The following is a 16,208-nucleotide window of genomic DNA, read 5'->3' as shown; positions in this document are numbered from 1 at the left end:
TCCTTTTCTGGAAAAAGAAAAGCCGCCTTGCTGGCGGCCTCGGAATTGCGGAAATGAAAAAGCCGCCCGGAGGCGGCTTGATGGTCGGCCTGCGGCCTTATCAGCGCGGCACGATGCCGAGCGCTTTCAGCTGGGCCTGCGCTGCAGCGATCGCTGCGGCACTCATGCCAGCCGGCCAGACGAGTTCCGATGCATTGACTTCACAGAGCCGCACGACGACTGCGCACGGCTTGTCGCCGGTCGTGACGTCCTTCGTCGCGAAGAGGATGCCGGCCGGCACTTGTGAGCCGTCGACATTGGCGGGATCGAATGCCTTATATTTCCCCGAGCCCGCCGCGACCGTGACCGCGAAACTGTCGCCGGGCACGAATGCCGTACCGCCGGCGGTGATCGTGAACGAGAGGCCGCCGGCCTTGAACGCGACGCCCGTCGTGCCGTGGCCGACTTCAGCGCCAGTGGGATCCGTGACGACGAAGTGCGTTGCGTCATCGAATTCGACCGTATAGGCGCCCACCTTGGCGGCGTATCCCGCCACACTCAGCGAATCGATGGTGCCGTTGCCAGTGTTGCCGGCGCCAGCTGCCGAAGCGATGTTCGGATTGCCAGGCGCATTCGTCGTCGTGAGCGTGAACGAGTCGTTCGCGGCAAACGGCGTGCCGCCGGCCGTGATCGTGAAGCCGATACCCAACCCGCTGAACGGCGTTCCGGCGGCGCCGGTAGCAGTTTGACCGTCCGGCGCCGTTACCGTAAATGCCGTCGCGCTCGTCATCAGCACGCTGTACGCGCCGATCATCGTCGCGGGGGCAGCCTGGGGCGTTACCGTCCCGATGGTCCCGTTACCGGTGTTCGTGCCGAGCGCCGCAACCGCTGCCGTCAAAGCAGCGGTAATCAGACCCAAGACCGTGCCGGCGAGCACCTTGACACCCCCGGTGAGGATGCCTTGGTCGATCGACTGATGGCCATTCGCCAGCGAAACGATGAATCCGCCGTTATGCCAGTTTTCCTGGAGCGGCGTATAGGTGGGGTTACCCATGTTTCAGTTCCTTTGAGGGAAGATTGAAGATCGATGGTGCGAATCAGCGGCGACGGGGATTGCTCGCGGCCTGCAGGTTCGCGTCCCAGCGCGCTGCCACAGCCTGCTGTTGCGACGGCTTCACACCGCCGTCCGAGCCGAGATTCGGATTGCGTGCGGCCCGATTGACGTGCGCTGCCGATGCCGGCGCCGGCGTTGCCTGGAGCATCGCAATCGCTTCGCTCCGCTTCATGCTCGTTTTGAATGCGAGGTTGGCCGCGAGCACCGGATTGCGGGCTGCTGCCGGTGATGCGAAGATTGCGGCGCAACGTGCCCGTTCACGCTTACGTGCGCGCGCCGATGCACTTTTCCCCCGCATCTCTTCATCGTCGTCATCGGCCTCGAGATCGCTGTCTTGATCGTCTTCGCCGCGCGCGCGAGCCTCTTCGTCTTTGCGCTCTTCTTCGGCCCGCCGAGCCTCTTCGTCCTTCTTTTCCTCTTCCGCTCGACGCGCTTCTTCCTCCTTCTCGTCGAGCTCCTCCATACGCGCGGCGTAATCGTCATCCGATTCACCTTCGCGCTGCTTGCGCTCGTCGTCTTCGTTCTCAGCGCGGGCCGCGCGGGACGACAGGCCGGCCAGATGGGCGAACGAAAGCCCGCGCGCCGCAAGGGTGCGAATGCTCATAAATGAACCTTTTGGGGTTTGGGAAATGTCAGCCCAGCTCGGCGAGCAGGGAACGGAACGCCTCATCCGGCGCCATCACGGCGTCGGCGAAGCCGATCTCGACGCCGTCTGCGCCGAGAAACGTACCAGCCTGCGTGCCGCGAACAGTGGCAGCAGACAGTTTTCGATTGCGAGCAACCGTTTTGACGAACAGCTCGCCCATCGCATTCACATCGGCCTGGAACCGGCCCAGCGCCTCATCGGAAAGCGGATTGAATTCATTCCCGTCGGCCTTCCGATCTCCATAGTGGATCATCGTGACCGTAACGCCATCTTTGGCGAGAGCCTTCGAGAAATCCACGTGAGCGCAGATAACGCCGACCGATCCGGTGCCGCCGGTACGCGGCACGGTGATGCGATCTGCTGCGCTTGCGATTGCGTATGCTGCGGAATAGGCATTCTCCGAAAGAACAGCCCAGATAGGCTTTGTGCCGCGCGCGCCATAGATCGCGTCGACGAGATCGAAGCAGCCGGCAACCTCGCCCCCGCCGCTGTCGATGTCGAGCATGATGGCGCGAACGGCAGGGTCTTCGAGTGCCGTGCTCAGATTCGCCCGGATGCCGTCATAGCCCGTCATCCCACACGTCGGACGCATATACCCCGACTTCTGCACCAGCGTGCCCGTGATCGGGATGATCGCCACGCCCGCGACGACATCGTAATAGCGGTAGTCCGGCTCGGATTCCTCTTCCTCGAATCCGAATTCGCTCATTGCGAACGATTCACCGCTCGCGCGAAACAGCTTCGTGATCCCGAAGCGATCGGCAAGCGCAGCCATCACCATTTCCGCTTTCGCGGGAGTGATGGCGAGCGGCGTATTGAACAGCCGCTGCGCAAGAAACGGGAGATTTTTCATTGAGGTTGAGGTTCTTCTTCAGGAGAGGCTGCATCGGCCGCAGTCTCGATTCCAGCCCAGCTGGGCGGGGCGATTCCGAGTCTCTTGAATGCAGCCAACTCGACGGCACGCTGTGCGATCACTTCTTCCCAGTCGAGCCCCTGTTCAGCACATTCACGCTTGAGCGTAGACAGCCCCGCATCCATGCCAAGCACCGCGCCCTGCTTCTCCTTCACCGGATCCACCCAGCCGCGTGCGACGCCGAGCCAATCGCACCGCGCATATGCAGTCGGTGCCTCGACAAAATCTGGCGCATCGCTCGGCAAAACGTCGTCGAGATCACCCCGTTCGATCACCTCTTGCAACCAGGTTGCATATAGCGGGGTAGCCGATCCCATCTTGAACTCAGCACTTCGTCGGCTGAGAGTCTTCCAGCTCTCGAGCAACGCAGCACGCGCGCTCGAATAGTTAGTCTTGCTCCAGTCCTGCGTGATCTGCTCCGCGGAGACGCCGAGCGCAGCCGCGATTGAGCGCAGCATTTCATGCGCAAAATCCTGGAAACCGCTGTGCGGATGCGCCGCAGCGACCTGTTTTATTTCCTCGCCCGGGGCCAACGTCGGGACGCGCACGTTGTTGAGCATTGCCGGCCGCTCTTTCGACCAGTCGGCGCGGAGATCCTGGTAATAACCAAGCTCTCCGCCATCGCTATCCATCGCAGCTTCGATCATTGCCGGGTCGTACGGGCTCGTCACGTACGTACCGAAGATAGTCGCCACCGTCGCGGCTTGGAGCTCGACGCCGTAATAGCGGGCGAGCATCTTGGCGTGAGACAGCACGGGCGTGAAGATGCCGATGCCGCGGTGCTGCCCAGCGCGATCACGCTCATAATCGTGGATGACGCGGCGCCATCCATCCTCATCCTCGCGCTCGACACGCTCCCACTCCATCGATTCGACGGTGTTGTAAGTGTCGTACGGCTGCGCCTTCCGGATGTGATACGCGAGCGGCACGCCGTCGTCATCGATCTCGACGCCACCACGCATATATCGGGTATCGACTGCGAGATATGGATTCGACAGCCTGTCCGGATCGACCACTTGGAACGCGGTCGCATATTGGGCGCCCCCGCGGCCGACGCGCTCAGGCTTCCAATATGAAACGAAGAGAGCTTCGCCGTCGATCAGCTTGTGGCGCAGTGCGAGGCGCATCTGCTGCGAAATGGTCAGTTGCCGCGACACGTCGTTGTAACGACCGAGATCTTCCGAATATCCGCGCCAGAGCGACTCGATCGCCTGGCGCATTTCATTTGCCCAGGTGGCATCAAACTTTTTGCTGAAACGCGCGAGCGCGCGCCAATCTGGATTTGCCGACAGGCGCAGATGTGCGCCGACCGTATTGTCGAGAATCCGAGTAATGCCACCGTTCGCCCAACCGTCGTTCCGGGCAAGATCGCGCGATCGCGCGACCATGCGGTCGCGGAACTGGTTGATCTCAGAATCCGGAGACCGAATATAGGGCAGCCAGTCGCCCATCTCCGTCGTCTGGATATTCGAAGCCTCATATGGAAACAAGCTCGAATACGGCGGAAGGATCACCCCTGGCGACGGCGAGTTATCGGCGCGCGCACGACCGCCAGCCGGCACATCCCCGAAGGGTCGGCCGGAACTGTCGACGATGAGAGATGACATTAAAAAAGCACCCTACGCGCGCGGTGAAACCGAGGAATGAGGCCGAGAGCTTTTTGCAGCATCTCGATCGCTTTCATGATCTGTGCGAGATCACTGGGCTTGTATGTGACTGACTTCGTTCCGTCGCCCTGGTTGTACGTGGCGGTCACGATCTTGGCCCCGGAAGCGAGATCGAAATAGGCCGCTTGCAGCGCGGCCAATCTCGACTGCATATCCGCAGTGCTCATCCCATCAGTGATCGCCATTTCTTTCCTACGCGAGACGGTTCGTTAACTTCTTTCTGACGGGCTTCGAATCGGCTGCAGTTGCCTGTGATACCGGCTCAGAAGCTGGCACCGGCGCGGGCGAAATTGCCGCGGACACGGCGTCATAGTCGACCGGCATCGAAACGAGATCCGCACGCTTGTTCAGCTTCAACCCGAGGTGTGTTAGGCCACAGAGCGCGGCGTATGCATACACGCGGCAGTCCAGCGCTTCGTTTGCGCGACCAGACGGCAATTCCCACACGCGATATTTCTGGCCACCCGACACCTTCACGACGGATCGCTCCGACGTGAGCTGCTCGAAATAGCCGATGTCGCGATCGTTCGGGAAGTGCATAAACCCGGCGCCCGCCTCTTCGACGTGCAAACGGCTCCGGACTGTGTCCTTCGCCGAATTCACGCCGATGATCACCGGCCGGAACGATGCTTTCGTGCGGCGCGACGGTTTCTTGACCGGCCACACGGGGTTACGCTTGCCGCTGACCGCCGACTCGCCCTTGATCGCCCAGACCTTGCGGCCAAGACGCGCTTTCGAAAAGTCATAGACCTTCTGCGTATGGTGACCGCCGGAGTCGATACAAACCGCCATCGCCTCAAACGGGCGCCCATCGGCGCGATGCCAGATTCGATTCAGCAACGCGTCGAGGCGCTCCCAGGGATCGGGGGTTTCCATGTCACCCTCGATCACCTCGTAGGCGATCGACCAGCTTTCTTCGTTGCGCCCCCAGCCGACAACCTCGACTTCGAAGCGATAGTCCTGGGTATCGACGCCGACCGTGATGACGGCGACGCCGTCTGGCACTTCCGCGGCCCATCGCTCACCGCGCGCGACGAGCGCCTCGAGACGCAGCGCCTTACCCGAGTTCGGGCGATACGGCATGCCGGCCTGCGTGTTCCACCAGGTCTGCTTCTTCTCTTCGTCGCCCTCGGCCTTCAGCCATTTGGTCGCGATGTCGGACGGCTTGTCCTTCTGCCAAGGGCTGTAGAGCTTGCTCGCCTGGAATCCGGCGTGCTCGTTGTCCACCTTCCATTCGCCGCACTCCGGGCATTTGGCGCGGTAGACAGCGTGGCGATCGCTCTCCCACCAGTCCCACACAACACCGATTGCGGCGTCGGTCGTCGATTCGCGCTCGTCTTCAGGTCCGCGCCATGCTCGCTCGTAGGCGTCGAGCGGGACATGCCGAGAGCCGCAGCATTCGAACGGCCGCGTCTGATGCCAGCGTGCCGTCTGCAATGCGCGGAGCCGATCGCCTTCGGACCAGATCTGCCCGCATGACTCACACGAGATCCGCGCCGTCTTCGGGTAGTGCTCGACCACGTTCCCGCTTTCGTCGCGGCGCTTGTCCCAGTCGACATGCTTGAAGAAGTCGGGAAACATGCGATGCCCACAATGGGGGCACGCGATCGATGCTCGACGCTGATCCGATTCCTTGTAGCTGGCCTCGATCCGGCTTTCGTCTTCGACCGTCGGCGAGCATGCTCGGATCGACAGCCAGTTGACGCCGAACGTGGCGGTTCGCTCTTCGGCAAGCGCAATCGGCTCAGCAAGACATCGAATTGCGTAGCGGGCGCGACGCGCGCGACTACTTCGCGGGGTATTGCTTGGATGCCGTTTGGCTTATTCCGGCCGGCTCCATGCAGCGTATCGAGCCGAAAGGCAAAACGCCGTTTGCAGCTTCGACATACGAATATCGCTGGTAATAGCCGCGCCCGCTACGGCGGCCAATCACACAACACCGAGAACGTCATGAGCCAAACCGCACGCGATTTACTCGAGCTGCGCCGCGACTACCCCCGTTCGGGCGAGCTTCGGCGTCTGGCGCTGAACCTCATCGCGCCTGGCGTCGCGTGCATGCGCGGCGGTTGCTGAATCGACCACAACGAGGAAAGACCATGAATTCGACGGATCGACCGACGACTCTCTTCCCGATCACTTGGAAACGCGCGAAGCCGGAAAACCGCACTGTGCGAGTTGCGCGCGCCATCTTCCGTGTCGCGCGCAACGTTCTCGCTGCGCTCGGCGTGTGCTTCGTCTATCTGCTCATCGTCGGCTATTTCCAGTATCAGGACCAAGCGGCGCAAACCGAAATCCAATGCGCGTTGTCGCGCTGCATGTGAGCATTGCCATGAACCAGTTCAAGCACACGCCCGGGCCGTGGATGCCCCATGCGCTCTACCCGGAGATTCTCGTTTCATCGCATGCACCGACGCTTTCCCTGCTGACGGTCGACGCAGCTGGCGCGGCTCGCTTCATCAGCCCGGATGATTGCCAGACTGCAAGCGCTGCCGTCGATATGGCCGAGGCGCTGCAGCTCGTGCTACGCGAGATTCCGGCGGATGCGCTGAAGTCCAGCATCCGAATTGTGGCTGAGACCGCGCTCGTGAAGGCCGGCTATCTGTCCGTCGAGCGCCCTCGTGATCCGCCGACCCATATCCGAATCTGCGGGGAGAACCTCTGATGCGACTCGCCTCTAACAGCCTGCAGCCTGTAATTCATAAAAACAAGCGATCGCTTGTTTTGCTCGGCGCGAGCGATAACGAATTGCTTGGCGCCTGCGGCGAGATCCACGGCTACGTCATCAAGGGAAGCCTCTGGGCCGTTGGCAGTGGAATCGCGGTCGCCTGCGTATGGTTTCTCTGCGTCGCATTTCGCGCGGGCGTTCTTCCATGGTGATCCTGAAAATCTGGATCAGCGCCTTCGTCGCGCTCGCCGTGGTCCTGAGCATTCAAGCAGTTCGGCAGGAACGGGCCATCCGAGTCGACACCCGTATGGTCGCGCATCGGACCTGACGATTTCCCTCTTTCTTGGCAGTAGCACTTCGCGGGCGTCTTGTGCGGCGCCCGCTCCTTTTTCATGGAGATTCCATGCAGATCCAGCTTCCCCCGCTCGCTGAAGGCGAGATCTACCTCGGCGGCTTTGTCGACAAGAACGGCGACGTCACACATACGATCCTGCTACCCGGCGACAACGATCGCGCAACGTGGCAGGCCCAGATGGAGTGGGCCAAGAGCATCGGCGGTGATTTGCCGACGCGCGCCGAGCTCGTGATCGCATACGAACAGCACCGCGACCTGTTCGAGAAGGCTGGGTACTGGTCCAACACGCCGGACGACGATCCCGACTATTCCGGCTGGGCGTGGTGCCAGGGCTTCATCACTGGCGGCCAGGACAGCACCCACCAGGGCAACGAGTTGCGCGCCCGCGCCGTCCGCAGATTGTCGATTTAACCCTTCATCCATTCACAATCGGAGCATGCAATGACAATCACGCTGGAACAGATCGAAGCAGATCACGCGCGCATCGGCGCGATGAACGACGAGTTCAAGAAGCAGCCGAGAGCAACCGAGTACCACGTCGACGCCGTCACCATCCCGCTCGCGGCCGGCGAGCGCATCGCCGGCCAGATTCTTCTCGAAGACGGATCGTTGAGCCACTATCTGATTCTCCTGCCGGGGGAGGCCGAAGATCTGGATTGGGAGGCGGCGAAGGCATGGGCCGCCGAACGTGGCGGCGAACTGCCGACGCGGCGGGAGCAATCGCTCCTGTTCGCCAATCTGAAGGGCGAGTTCGAGCCGACCTATTACTGGTCCGGTGAACGCCACGAATCGAATTCCGGCTGGGCGTGGTACCAGCGCTTCGACGTTGGCGGCCAGAACTACTACCCCCAGTTCGGCGAGTTGCGCGCCCGCGCCGTCCGCAGATTGTCGATTTAACCCTTCATCCATTCACAATCGGAGCATGCAATGACAATCACGCTGGAACAGATCGAAGCAGATCACGCGCGCATCGGCGCGATGAACGACGAGTTCAAGAAGCAGCCGAGAGCAACCGAGTACCACGTCGACGCCGTCACCATCCCGCTCGCGGCCGGCGAGCGCATCGCCGGCCAGATTCTTCTCGAAGACGGATCGTTGAGCCACTATCTGATTCTCCTGCCGGGGGAGGCCGAAGATCTGGATTGGGAGGCGGCGAAGGCATGGGCCGCCGAACGTGGCGGCGAACTGCCGACGCGGCGGGAGCAATCGCTCCTGTTCGCCAATCTGAAGGGCGAGTTCGAGCCGACCTATTACTGGTCCGGTGAACGCCACGAATCGAATTCCGGCTGGGCGTGGTACCAGGGCTTCCTCAATGGCGGCCAGGGCAACTGCCCCCAGCTCAACGAGTTGCGCGCCCGCGCCGTCCGCAGATTTATCCCTTCAGTTTTTTGATCATTTGACCCACCGTGGCCCTGCACAACCAACTCCCGATATATCGAGCGGCCTACGGGCTGCTCGATGACGTTACCAACCTGGTCAAGAACATGCCCCGCGACTTCAAGCGCAGCATCGGCGAGAAGATCAGCGCGGAGTGCATCGAGATCATGGTGTTGGTGTTTCGCGCGAACGTCGCAGCCGACAAGGCACCCCACCTCGTCGAATTGCTCGAGCGTCTGCAGGTGATCGAGCTTTTGCTTCGTCTCAGCATGGACAAGCGCCTGATCGCACGTGACGGCTACGCAGCTGCCGTCGAGAAGACGACCAGCATCGGGAAGCAGGCTACCGGCTGGAAAAACGCCGCAAACCATCGCCCGCTCCGCTAAGGTCAAGGCCTTCGCGGCTGAGCGATATATCAATCTGGTCGTGCCGCTGGCTCACAAGGCCACCGCCATGCGCAATGAGGAAACCGGCCGCCGGCGTGCGGAAAGGTCCAGCGCAGTTTCCCGGCTGAGAAATCGGCCGGGCGACGTAGATCGCACGATACCTCCAGCTGGGCGTGGTACCAGAACTTCAACAATGGCAACCAGAACAACAACCACCAGAACAACGAGTTGCGCGCCCGCGCCGTCCGCAGATCGAGGGCCATTTTCGTTCGCCGAGCTGGTCGAAGCGTATCTCGACTGCCGGCGAACGAAGCGAAACAGCAATGCAGCGCTTGCGTTCGAAATGCGGCTCGAACGCAACCTGCGACGTCTGTACGACGAGCTGGCCGACGGCAGCTACATGCCAGGCCGCTCGAAGTGCTTCGTCATCACGCGACCGAAGCCGCGCGAAGTCTGGGCGGCTGCGTTTCGCGATCGCATCGTGCACCACCTGCTTTACAACCGGATCGGGCCGCGCTTCGAACGGTCGTTCATCGCCGATTCTTGTGCCTGCATCAAGGGCCGAGGCACGCTATACGCCGCCGAGCGTCTGGAATCGAAGGTGCGCTCGATCACGCAGAACTGGTCGCGGCGCGCGTTTTACCTGAAGTGCGACCTCGCCAACTTCTTCGTCAGCATCGACAAGCGGATTCTGCTCGATCTGTTGCTCGCGAAGATCTCCGAGCCATCCGGACAACGCGCGCTTCGCCGCCGATTGCGAGCGCTGGTTTGGTGTTCCGATCACTCGGCTGATCAGCGAAAAGTTCGGATCATCGATCTATACCGTTTTCGAGAAAGAGCGGTATATCGCAGGCGTGCGCGGCGCTGCTTGCACGCGGGCCCTGAAGAAGCACGTCCGAGAGGCATTCCAACGCCATGGGGATATGCACGTGTTCGGTTACTCAGCCGAGGAACAAGGCCGAGTCGACCAGTTCATCGACGGAAACAATGACGTTCTGATTTGGCCGATTCTGGTCGAAAGAGGCATAACGCACGACGACTGCCTTGCGATCATCGACCGAGCCGGAATCGAGATCCCGACGATGTACAAGCTCGGTTACTTGCACAACAACTGCATCGGATGCGTCAAGGGCGGCGCCGGGTACTGGAACAAGATTCGCGTCGACTTCCCCCCTCAATTCGATCGCATGGCGAAGCTAAGTCGCCGTCTGGGCGTAAAGCTGGTGAAGGTCGGAGAGGAACGCGTGTTTCTCGACGAATTGCCGCCGGACGTCGGCGACTATCAAAAAGAATTGTCGATCCAGTGCGGCATCTTCTGCGAACTGGCCGAGAAAGACCTTGAAGGAGCGAATCATGGATAACGCCGCATCCCCTGTCGAGCAGCACGAAGCAGCTCCGGCCTCCGGAATGGAGCGCGCGTTCAGTAGCGAGGCGATGAGCCGCCGGGACGAGCTGGAATTGCCGGGCGCGACGGCCTACATCGACCGGTTCGTTGGTGCGTTGGGCCTGCTCTGCCGCCGCAAACCTACGCGGGAGCTGTGCGAGCAATGGCTCAACCATGAGAACGACGACCTTCAATCGTGGGCTATCGACAACCGCTGCATCTACTGGCAAACGGGCATCGGAGCGATCGAGGCCGCGCAGCACCTTGCGGACAACCCCGAGGAAGGCGAAGGCCACGAGGGGTTCACCAGCGACTATGCGCGTGATACAGCGGATGCGCAGCACGAAGCAGCGCCGGCCGGTGAAATGCCAGCAGCGTATTCGCCGTTATATGTCCTGCGCGGCATCTATAAGCCTGCCATCGAGTATTTCATCGACGGCGAGCCATGCACTCCTGACGAATACATCGCGTGGCAGGCTGGGATTATCGAAGCGGTAACGAAGGCGAAACTTCCCGATCCGAAGTACTACGGAGGCTATACGGAAGATGGCGACCAGCACGACGTGAAGTGCGCATACGTGGATGGCTGGAATGATTGCCGAAATTCGATCCTCACATCGCACCCCGCACCCTCCGCCCCGCTCGAAGGCACGGGCAATGGGGCCTTCGAGCGGGCGGCATACGCCTATCCAACCATCGACCACTGGCTTACCGAGATAGCAGGTGATCGTGAAGTCGGGCACATCGTTAGCGAAATGACCCACATGGAAGTCGCACGACAGGCATGGTGCGCTGCCCGCGCGTCAGCATCGCAGCCCGCAGCGGCAGCGGGGCAAGAGGCGGTGGCGATCGTCACTGAAACGCACGAGGCGCGAGAAAAACCGGATCTGTACACCATCAAGGCGAAAGCCCGTCTGAACATTGGCGACAGGCTCTACACCGCCCCGCCCGCGCAGGTCGCCACTCGGCAGGGGCTGACCGAACGTCAGCGCATGGACTTGCTGCTCGTCGCCGATGACATGGAGGTCAGCGGTGATGCGAAGCTGGCCGACGCGCTCCGCGCCCTTCTCAAAGGTGACAAGCAATGAAACTCGATGAATTGATCCAGCGCGTCGGCGTTGATAACGTCGGTGTGCAATTCCTGGCCGATTCGATCACGGGTGGAAAGCAGAAGCGCGGCTACGTGGAAGTCTCATTCGGAACCGATTGCGTCTCGATGCGCGACATTGCCACCGGTGAATGGGAGAACGTGGTTTTCGTCGTCAGCATCAAACGTCAAGCATTCGAAGCCGCTCGCGATGCGTCACTCGACGAAGGAGCCAAGCAATCATGAAATGCGTTTGCAGACACTGCGGCGGATCGGGCTGGCTCGGTAAATACGAGCAATGCCCGTGGTGCGATGGGACGGGTAAAGGAGCCAAGCAATGAGCAGAAGCGGATATACGGACGAGGACGAGGACGGCACTCTTGGCCTCTGGAGGGGTGCAGTACATCGAGCGATCAGCGGCAAGCGCGGTCAAGCGGCATTGCGAGAGCTTGCCGCGGCGCTCGATGCAATGCCAGTCAAGTCGCTTGCGGCTGAATCGCTCGTGAACGAAGACGGGCAGTTCTGCACCCTCGGCGCGCTGGGCCACGCTCGCGGTATGGACATGGCGCCGATAGACCCGGACGATTGGGATGCCGTCGCCGCAGCATTCAATATCGCGCCGGCTATGGTCCGTGAGATCGTCTACGAGAACGATGAAAGGCTCTATCCGTTCGAACCCGTCACGTTCGTGCTGTGCGGCCCGGTTCGCCCTTGGTATCCGGAATGGGGAAAGCATGTGTTCGAAAAATACGAGCGCATCCCGGAGGATCGTCTTGGCGCCATGCGTTGGCAGCGCATGCGCCAATGGGTCGAATCGAATTTGGAGGCAGCCAAGCATGAATAAGACGCTGACGGACCTGCTGCCGTGCCCGTTCTGTGGCGGTACGAATTGCACCATATCCACCACGACAATCGGCAAGTGGAAGTTCGTCTATTGCCCCGACTGCCTCGCCGAAGGGCCGGCCGACGATATGGAGGTCGTAGCCATCGCCGATTGGAACCGTCGCGCCCATCCGGGCCATCTGGAGCCGCGCGCCGAGGTGACGGAAGAACAGCCGAGCCTCACGAATCCGCTCACGCCATACGGCATGCTTGTCCGTGCGCTGCGCATCGTAGCTGGCGTTACGCTGATGGACATGACGACCGCGCTGCTGACGACTCCCGCGAAGCTGTCGGCGATGGAGTTCGGGCGCGCCCCTGTCACTCCGGAGTTTGCGTTTGACGTGGCGGCCTACTTTGACGCGCTCGACGTGCCCCACACGGCGTCAGCGCTTCGTGCCGCTATCGCCGCCCGCGCAGGAGAAGGCCAATGACCAAATACGAAAAACTCGACTCCCTGATTCTCGCGCAGATCGGCGATGCGCCCGTCTCTTTCACTCAACTGCGCGGCTGTCGCGCACTCATGACCGAATGCGACCGGCACGCCAAAGAAGCAGGCACGAAGCGTTCGCGTTACGGCGTCGACGACTGGCGCGTTCTTGATCGTCGTCTCCAGGCGCTGCGCAAAGCCGGGCATATCAAAGCGACCGGCAAGGGATGGGTTCGTGTGGGAGAAGACCAATGACTGAACCGATTTTGACGCGCGACCAGATCCTCAAGATCGTCCGCAAGACATTGAAGGAGAACGGCGACCGCGACAAGCTGTCGTCCGAGTCGTTCGTGAAGCTGTATGAGGCGATTGAAGAGGCGTGGCTGGAGAAGGTTTGCGGGGAGCCGGCTGCACACATGTTCCCGAGCGATCTGGAGCGCTTCAAAACGAATGAGACGTTCGCTCACGCGTACTCAGTTGCAGTCGGCAATCCTGACGAGCACAGCGTTCCGCTCTACGCCCTCACCCGGAGCAAGCCATGAAGATCATCCATCGCGGAAGCGTTCCCGAGAACCGCGTTCACCAGGCGGTTTGCTACCACTGCCGATCGACGGTCGAGTTCGAGCAACGCGAGGCCGAGCACGTCAACGATCAGCGGGACGGTGATTTCCTGCGAATCGAGTGCCCGGTCTGCCGTCACATGATCACGAAACCCGCATGACGGCGCGGCCTCAACAAGGAGCCACAACGTGACTGAGAGAGAACTAAAAGAGGCCCGCGACGCCGCGACTGCATATGCCCGTGAGCATGTGCAAGAATTGGCCGAAGAGCTGCTCGAATGGAGCGATTCGACTTTGCTCAGGAATGGCCGTATGCGTGAACTTGCGCGAATTCTCCAATCCCTTGATGGGGCCCATTCGCTGACGCTCGCGCGCTCCTTCGCGGAACGCGCTGTGCTGGAGCAAGCCGGCCGCCGTACCACTCCCGACAGGGAGGCGATCATCGAGGAATGCAGGCAGGCCGCACTTCAAAGGAGCGCAATGCTGCCGAACGATAACGATTTCTGGCGTGGATACGCGAACGGAAGAGTGGACGCAGCAGGCGACATTGCAAGATTAAAGACCGCCCCCAATGGAGAGAAGGGAGACAGCCATGTCTAGCCGCCGCATCAACAGCGCTGCTGTGGTTGGCGTCCTCGCAACCGGGACGCACACCGCGCGGCAGATCGCGACCGAACTCCAGACGTCGACGGCGTTCGTGCAGTGCTTCCTCGACACGCTGTTCTACGCCGGCCGCATCCGGATCGATCGGCGCGTCACGACGGACACGGCATACGAGCTGACACCGGTCGCCGCACCACGCGCCCCACTCGACACGCCGGCCGCCGGGCCGCGCCTCGCACCGAACCTGCAATCCACGCTCGCCGGCTACGATCGCGAGATCAGCCGCCGCGTCGAGCTTGCTATGACCACGAGGGCACGATGACTGAAATCACCGAACTGGCTCAAGAAATCGCTGCGCGCCTTACGCCGCACGCGCTATGGGATCTGGCCGAGCTGGCCGCCTACCTGCATCGCAGCGAGCAGCACACGCGGCAGTGGATCATCACGCAGGAAGGGTTCCCGCGGCCGATCCGAATTCCGTCGGGCAAGAGCGCAACCGAGCGCGCCCGCCCGCTTTGGCGCGCGAAAGACGTGATCGCGTGGGCCGAGTCTCACGTCGAAGCCTGATGGAGCTTGTCGGCAAGATCAGCGGCATGCGGGGCGTAGTAGACGGCCTGCAGGATACGCAGATCCCGGTGGCCGCTGATCTTCGCCAGCTCCATCACATTGAAGATCTTCGACAGCCGCGTCAGCGCCTCACGGCGCGCGTCATGGAAATGCAGGTCGCTCAGTGCTGCGGCCGTCTTCGCCTTCCGAAATAGCGCATCGCGCGCCGGCGCATCGACACCAAACACATTCCCCTCGAATTCCTTTCTCAGCGGGCCAAGCTGCTCAAGCACTGCCAGCGCGCGCGGCGACAGCGGGACATCGCGCGCGACGCCAGTTTTCGTGCGTGGCAGGTGCACATAGCGCTTTTCCAGGTCGACCTCATTCCACGTCATCCCCTCGATCTCGCCGGCCCGCATCGCCGTCTCGATCGCGAACACGAGCATGGCACCGATCCGCGCCGACTTCGTGGCCGGAGTCTCATCCGTGTGATAGCCAAGCCGCTCGAGCAGCAGCTCGACCTCCTCATCCGTAATTCGCCGCTTCCGCGGCTCCGGCTCTGTCGGCCGGCGCATACCGGTGAGCGGGCTTTCTGTGATCCACTTCCACTCGTCTCGCGCGGTCGTGAAGACGTGCGACAGCAAGTTGATCTCACGCAGCACCGTCGCCGTACCGACCTTGCCGCGGCCCGCGCTCTCGTCGCCGGCAAGCCGCGCGTCGCGCCATCGTCCCATGTGCTCGGCCGTCACATCGGCGAGCGGCATCGCAGCCAGGTCAGGAAAATCCCGGATGAACGCGGCGAAGCGTATCGCCTCCCAGCGCGCGGTGCGCTTCGTTGGGCTGACGCGCTTTTCATACTCGCGGAGCGCATCGGCGAGCGTGTGCTTCGTGCCCGGCGTCAGCTTGCCGACGTTGATTTCGTGCTCGATCCGTGTCGCCCAGGCGACAGCATCCGCTTTGCTCTGGAACGTCTCCGATACGCTCACGCCCTTGCGTCGTACCTGCGCGCGCCAGACGCTGCCGCGCTTCGTGTATGTCGCCATACTGCCCCTGGTGCAAATCGTGGTGCATTTCTGGTGCACGCGGGTGCAAAAACGGCTTGTTTTCGCTACAACGCGGCTACCTTCCCGGAGCGGGAAGATAGCACGGAAAGCCTTGATAGGATTGGGTTTGCTACAGGCAGGATAGCTTTCGCTACAGAATTGGATGGTGCCGGGGACCGGACTCGAACCGGCAAGCCAGTTAAGGCGGCGGATTTTCGTCACACTGCTTCTTTCAAAGCCGGCGGCGCGTACGCGAGCCGTTCGTGCGCTGGACTATGCCTTCACCGTCGCGCGCGGGCATGACCGCTGCCCATGCGCCTTAGGCGCCCCCCGTCTAGTCTCTACACCTTCCTCGCGGATGCCGCGAGGCTTGGCTCGGCGTTGCCTCGATGCGCACATCAGGGGTTTCGCCGAATTTGAAGGGTTCTGCACCGACCGTTTCCGGCCGGGCACTCAATCGTTTAAGTCCGCTATGTTTACCAATTTCATCACCCCGGCAAGAGGGCGGACGCGATTCTACCATTGCTTGGCGCATGCGTTCCCTTATTCCGCCGTGCCGCATCGCGACACCGGC

Annotated in this window: 27 protein-coding genes and 1 pseudogene; 21 read left to right on the top strand and 7 right to left on the bottom strand. The window is 61.7% G+C overall.

The features are described 5' to 3' along the window. Positions 1-100: 100 nt before the first annotated feature. The 6 genes from HWX76_RS27720 to HWX76_RS27695 are packed head-to-tail and all read right to left on the bottom strand — an operon-like array spanning position 101 to position 6,059. Positions 101-1,033, bottom strand: a complete 933-nt coding sequence (locus tag HWX76_RS27720; RefSeq protein WP_176016636.1) for a head decoration protein — start codon at positions 1,031-1,033, stop codon at positions 101-103. A 43-nt stretch (positions 1,034-1,076) separates the two neighbouring features. After that, positions 1,077-1,697 carry a hypothetical protein gene (locus tag HWX76_RS27715; protein ID WP_176016635.1) on the bottom strand — a complete coding sequence of 207 codons (621 nt, stop codon included), beginning with the start codon at positions 1,695-1,697 and terminating at the stop codon, positions 1,077-1,079. Positions 1,698-1,725: 28 nt separating this feature from the next. Further along, positions 1,726-2,592 carry a S49 family peptidase gene (locus tag HWX76_RS27710; protein WP_176016634.1) on the bottom strand — a complete coding sequence of 289 codons (867 nt, stop codon included), beginning with the start codon at positions 2,590-2,592 and terminating at the stop codon, positions 1,726-1,728. Then, complete coding sequence (locus HWX76_RS27705) at positions 2,589-4,259, bottom strand: phage portal protein (protein ID WP_176016633.1); 1,671 nt, start codon at positions 4,257-4,259, stop codon at positions 2,589-2,591. Before HWX76_RS27705 ends, HWX76_RS27710 begins: the two co-directional genes overlap by 4 nt. Then, entirely contained in the window at positions 4,259-4,504 is a 246-nt protein-coding gene (gpW, locus tag HWX76_RS27700) for a gpW family head-tail joining protein (RefSeq protein ID WP_059694115.1), read from the bottom strand. Before gpW ends, HWX76_RS27705 begins: the two co-directional genes overlap by 1 nt. A gap of 7 nt (positions 4,505-4,511) precedes the next feature. Beyond that, complete coding sequence (locus HWX76_RS27695; RefSeq protein ID WP_279612909.1) at positions 4,512-6,059, bottom strand: terminase gpA endonuclease subunit; 1,548 nt, start codon at positions 6,057-6,059, stop codon at positions 4,512-4,514. A 210-nt stretch (positions 6,060-6,269) separates the two neighbouring features. Here HWX76_RS27695 and HWX76_RS36965 point away from each other — a divergent pair, with 210 nt between their 5' ends. The 21 genes and pseudogenes from HWX76_RS36965 (at position 6,270) to HWX76_RS27600 (ending at position 14,612) form a co-directional block, all read left to right on the top strand. Beyond that, complete coding sequence (locus HWX76_RS36965; RefSeq protein ID WP_279612908.1) at positions 6,270-6,392, top strand: hypothetical protein; 123 nt, start codon at positions 6,270-6,272, stop codon at positions 6,390-6,392. A gap of 23 nt (positions 6,393-6,415) precedes the next feature. Then, entirely contained in the window at positions 6,416-6,640 is a 225-nt protein-coding gene (locus HWX76_RS27690) for a hypothetical protein (protein WP_176016632.1), read from the top strand. Positions 6,641-6,648: 8 nt separating this feature from the next. Then, the gene (locus tag HWX76_RS27685) at positions 6,649-6,981 is read left to right on the top strand and encodes an acetyl-CoA carboxylase (protein WP_244138019.1); all 333 of its coding nucleotides are present in this window, start codon (positions 6,649-6,651) and stop codon (positions 6,979-6,981) included. Then, the gene (locus tag HWX76_RS27680; protein WP_176016594.1) at positions 6,981-7,196 is read left to right on the top strand and encodes a hypothetical protein; all 216 of its coding nucleotides are present in this window, start codon (positions 6,981-6,983) and stop codon (positions 7,194-7,196) included. Before HWX76_RS27685 ends, HWX76_RS27680 begins: the two co-directional genes overlap by 1 nt. Beyond that, entirely contained in the window at positions 7,190-7,312 is a 123-nt protein-coding gene (locus HWX76_RS36960; protein WP_279612907.1) for a hypothetical protein, read from the top strand. The genes HWX76_RS27680 and HWX76_RS36960 overlap by 7 nt, the downstream gene beginning before the upstream one ends. A 75-nt stretch (positions 7,313-7,387) precedes the next feature. Next, entirely contained in the window at positions 7,388-7,750 is a 363-nt protein-coding gene (locus HWX76_RS27675) for a DUF1566 domain-containing protein (protein WP_176016630.1), read from the top strand. Between the two features lie 30 nt (positions 7,751-7,780). Beyond that, entirely contained in the window at positions 7,781-8,236 is a 456-nt protein-coding gene (locus HWX76_RS27670; protein WP_176016629.1) for a DUF1566 domain-containing protein, read from the top strand. A gap of 30 nt (positions 8,237-8,266) precedes the next feature. Next, positions 8,267-8,731, top strand: coding sequence for a DUF1566 domain-containing protein (locus HWX76_RS27665; RefSeq protein ID WP_176016628.1), 465 nt, complete (start codon positions 8,267-8,269; stop codon positions 8,729-8,731). Between the two features lie 14 nt (positions 8,732-8,745). After that, the gene (locus tag HWX76_RS27660) at positions 8,746-9,102 is read left to right on the top strand and encodes a four helix bundle protein (protein ID WP_176016627.1); all 357 of its coding nucleotides are present in this window, start codon (positions 8,746-8,748) and stop codon (positions 9,100-9,102) included. 193 nt (positions 9,103-9,295) lie between these two features. Beyond that, positions 9,296-9,829, top strand: a pseudogene (locus tag HWX76_RS27655) (reverse transcriptase); the annotation flags it as partial. A 355-nt stretch (positions 9,830-10,184) separates the two neighbouring features. Next, positions 10,185-10,463 carry a hypothetical protein gene (locus HWX76_RS27650; RefSeq protein ID WP_176016626.1) on the top strand — a complete coding sequence of 93 codons (279 nt, stop codon included), beginning with the start codon at positions 10,185-10,187 and terminating at the stop codon, positions 10,461-10,463. Then, entirely contained in the window at positions 10,456-11,574 is a 1,119-nt protein-coding gene (locus HWX76_RS27645; RefSeq protein ID WP_176016625.1) for a hypothetical protein, read from the top strand. The genes HWX76_RS27650 and HWX76_RS27645 overlap by 8 nt, the downstream gene beginning before the upstream one ends. Further along, positions 11,571-11,819 carry a hypothetical protein gene (locus tag HWX76_RS27640; protein WP_176016624.1) on the top strand — a complete coding sequence of 83 codons (249 nt, stop codon included), beginning with the start codon at positions 11,571-11,573 and terminating at the stop codon, positions 11,817-11,819. The genes HWX76_RS27645 and HWX76_RS27640 overlap by 4 nt, the downstream gene beginning before the upstream one ends. A gap of 91 nt (positions 11,820-11,910) precedes the next feature. Continuing rightward, complete coding sequence (locus HWX76_RS27635) at positions 11,911-12,417, top strand: hypothetical protein (RefSeq protein WP_176016623.1); 507 nt, start codon at positions 11,911-11,913, stop codon at positions 12,415-12,417. After that, positions 12,410-12,886: a Lar family restriction alleviation protein gene (locus HWX76_RS27630; protein ID WP_176016622.1), complete on the top strand. Its 477-nt coding sequence runs from the start codon at positions 12,410-12,412 to the stop codon at positions 12,884-12,886. The genes HWX76_RS27635 and HWX76_RS27630 overlap by 8 nt, the downstream gene beginning before the upstream one ends. Then, on the top strand, positions 12,883-13,137 hold the full coding sequence (locus HWX76_RS27625) for a hypothetical protein (RefSeq protein ID WP_176016621.1): 255 nt from the start codon (positions 12,883-12,885) through the stop codon (positions 13,135-13,137). The genes HWX76_RS27630 and HWX76_RS27625 overlap by 4 nt, the downstream gene beginning before the upstream one ends. Continuing rightward, complete coding sequence (locus HWX76_RS27620; protein WP_176016620.1) at positions 13,134-13,424, top strand: hypothetical protein; 291 nt, start codon at positions 13,134-13,136, stop codon at positions 13,422-13,424. The genes HWX76_RS27625 and HWX76_RS27620 overlap by 4 nt, the downstream gene beginning before the upstream one ends. Then, complete coding sequence (locus tag HWX76_RS27615) at positions 13,421-13,603, top strand: hypothetical protein (RefSeq protein WP_176016619.1); 183 nt, start codon at positions 13,421-13,423, stop codon at positions 13,601-13,603. Before HWX76_RS27620 ends, HWX76_RS27615 begins: the two co-directional genes overlap by 4 nt. Positions 13,604-13,631: 28 nt before the next feature. After that, the gene (locus tag HWX76_RS27610; RefSeq protein ID WP_176016618.1) at positions 13,632-14,042 is read left to right on the top strand and encodes a hypothetical protein; all 411 of its coding nucleotides are present in this window, start codon (positions 13,632-13,634) and stop codon (positions 14,040-14,042) included. Next, positions 14,035-14,367: a DNA-binding protein gene (locus tag HWX76_RS27605; protein WP_176016617.1), complete on the top strand. Its 333-nt coding sequence runs from the start codon at positions 14,035-14,037 to the stop codon at positions 14,365-14,367. Before HWX76_RS27610 ends, HWX76_RS27605 begins: the two co-directional genes overlap by 8 nt. Continuing rightward, positions 14,364-14,612, top strand: a complete 249-nt coding sequence (locus HWX76_RS27600) for a hypothetical protein (RefSeq protein WP_176016616.1) — start codon at positions 14,364-14,366, stop codon at positions 14,610-14,612. Before HWX76_RS27605 ends, HWX76_RS27600 begins: the two co-directional genes overlap by 4 nt. Here the strand turns inward: HWX76_RS27600 and HWX76_RS27595 are convergent. Beyond that, entirely contained in the window at positions 14,597-15,634 is a 1,038-nt protein-coding gene (locus HWX76_RS27595; RefSeq protein ID WP_176016615.1) for a site-specific integrase, read from the bottom strand. The two genes, HWX76_RS27600 and HWX76_RS27595, sit on opposite strands and share 16 nt — an antisense overlap. Between the last annotated feature and the right edge of the window lie 574 nt (positions 15,635-16,208).

This window comes from Burkholderia sp. BCC0398 (assembly GCF_902833245.1).
Taxonomy (GTDB): Bacteria; Pseudomonadota; Gammaproteobacteria; order Burkholderiales; family Burkholderiaceae; genus Burkholderia; species Burkholderia sola.
The sequence above is the reverse complement of the archived record's forward strand: the minus strand, read 5'-3'. Positions and strand labels throughout refer to the sequence as shown.

What these genes read in the sequence shown, in the direction of transcription:
- HWX76_RS27720 (WP_176016636.1), bottom strand. Translation starts at nt 1,033, where the DNA reads ATGGGTAACCCCACCTATACGCCGCTCCAGGAAAACTGGCATAACGGC.
- HWX76_RS27715 (WP_176016635.1), bottom strand. Translation starts at nt 1,697, where the DNA reads ATGAGCATTCGCACCCTTGCGGCGCGCGGGCTTTCGTTCGCCCATCTG.
- HWX76_RS27710 (WP_176016634.1), bottom strand. Translation starts at nt 2,592, where the DNA reads ATGAAAAATCTCCCGTTTCTTGCGCAGCGGCTGTTCAATACGCCGCTC.
- HWX76_RS27705 (WP_176016633.1), bottom strand. Translation starts at nt 4,259, where the DNA reads ATGTCATCTCTCATCGTCGACAGTTCCGGCCGACCCTTCGGGGATGTG.
- gpW (WP_059694115.1), bottom strand. Translation starts at nt 4,504, where the DNA reads ATGGCGATCACTGATGGGATGAGCACTGCGGATATGCAGTCGAGATTG.
- HWX76_RS36965 (WP_279612908.1), top strand. Translation starts at nt 6,270, where the DNA reads ATGAGCCAAACCGCACGCGATTTACTCGAGCTGCGCCGCGACTACCCC.
- HWX76_RS27690 (WP_176016632.1), top strand. Translation starts at nt 6,416, where the DNA reads ATGAATTCGACGGATCGACCGACGACTCTCTTCCCGATCACTTGGAAA.
- HWX76_RS27685 (WP_244138019.1), top strand. Translation starts at nt 6,649, where the DNA reads ATGAACCAGTTCAAGCACACGCCCGGGCCGTGGATGCCCCATGCGCTC.
- HWX76_RS27680 (WP_176016594.1), top strand. Translation starts at nt 6,981, where the DNA reads ATGCGACTCGCCTCTAACAGCCTGCAGCCTGTAATTCATAAAAACAAG.
- HWX76_RS36960 (WP_279612907.1), top strand. Translation starts at nt 7,190, where the DNA reads ATGGTGATCCTGAAAATCTGGATCAGCGCCTTCGTCGCGCTCGCCGTG.
- HWX76_RS27675 (WP_176016630.1), top strand. Translation starts at nt 7,388, where the DNA reads ATGCAGATCCAGCTTCCCCCGCTCGCTGAAGGCGAGATCTACCTCGGC.
- HWX76_RS27670 (WP_176016629.1), top strand. Translation starts at nt 7,781, where the DNA reads ATGACAATCACGCTGGAACAGATCGAAGCAGATCACGCGCGCATCGGC.
- HWX76_RS27665 (WP_176016628.1), top strand. Translation starts at nt 8,267, where the DNA reads ATGACAATCACGCTGGAACAGATCGAAGCAGATCACGCGCGCATCGGC.
- HWX76_RS27650 (WP_176016626.1), top strand. Translation starts at nt 10,185, where the DNA reads ATGTACAAGCTCGGTTACTTGCACAACAACTGCATCGGATGCGTCAAG.
- HWX76_RS27645 (WP_176016625.1), top strand. Translation starts at nt 10,456, where the DNA reads ATGGATAACGCCGCATCCCCTGTCGAGCAGCACGAAGCAGCTCCGGCC.
- HWX76_RS27640 (WP_176016624.1), top strand. Translation starts at nt 11,571, where the DNA reads ATGAAACTCGATGAATTGATCCAGCGCGTCGGCGTTGATAACGTCGGT.
- HWX76_RS27635 (WP_176016623.1), top strand. Translation starts at nt 11,911, where the DNA reads ATGAGCAGAAGCGGATATACGGACGAGGACGAGGACGGCACTCTTGGC.
- HWX76_RS27630 (WP_176016622.1), top strand. Translation starts at nt 12,410, where the DNA reads ATGAATAAGACGCTGACGGACCTGCTGCCGTGCCCGTTCTGTGGCGGT.
- HWX76_RS27625 (WP_176016621.1), top strand. Translation starts at nt 12,883, where the DNA reads ATGACCAAATACGAAAAACTCGACTCCCTGATTCTCGCGCAGATCGGC.
- HWX76_RS27620 (WP_176016620.1), top strand. Translation starts at nt 13,134, where the DNA reads ATGACTGAACCGATTTTGACGCGCGACCAGATCCTCAAGATCGTCCGC.
- HWX76_RS27615 (WP_176016619.1), top strand. Translation starts at nt 13,421, where the DNA reads ATGAAGATCATCCATCGCGGAAGCGTTCCCGAGAACCGCGTTCACCAG.
- HWX76_RS27605 (WP_176016617.1), top strand. Translation starts at nt 14,035, where the DNA reads ATGTCTAGCCGCCGCATCAACAGCGCTGCTGTGGTTGGCGTCCTCGCA.
- HWX76_RS27600 (WP_176016616.1), top strand. Translation starts at nt 14,364, where the DNA reads ATGACTGAAATCACCGAACTGGCTCAAGAAATCGCTGCGCGCCTTACG.
- HWX76_RS27595 (WP_176016615.1), bottom strand. Translation starts at nt 15,634, where the DNA reads ATGGCGACATACACGAAGCGCGGCAGCGTCTGGCGCGCGCAGGTACGA.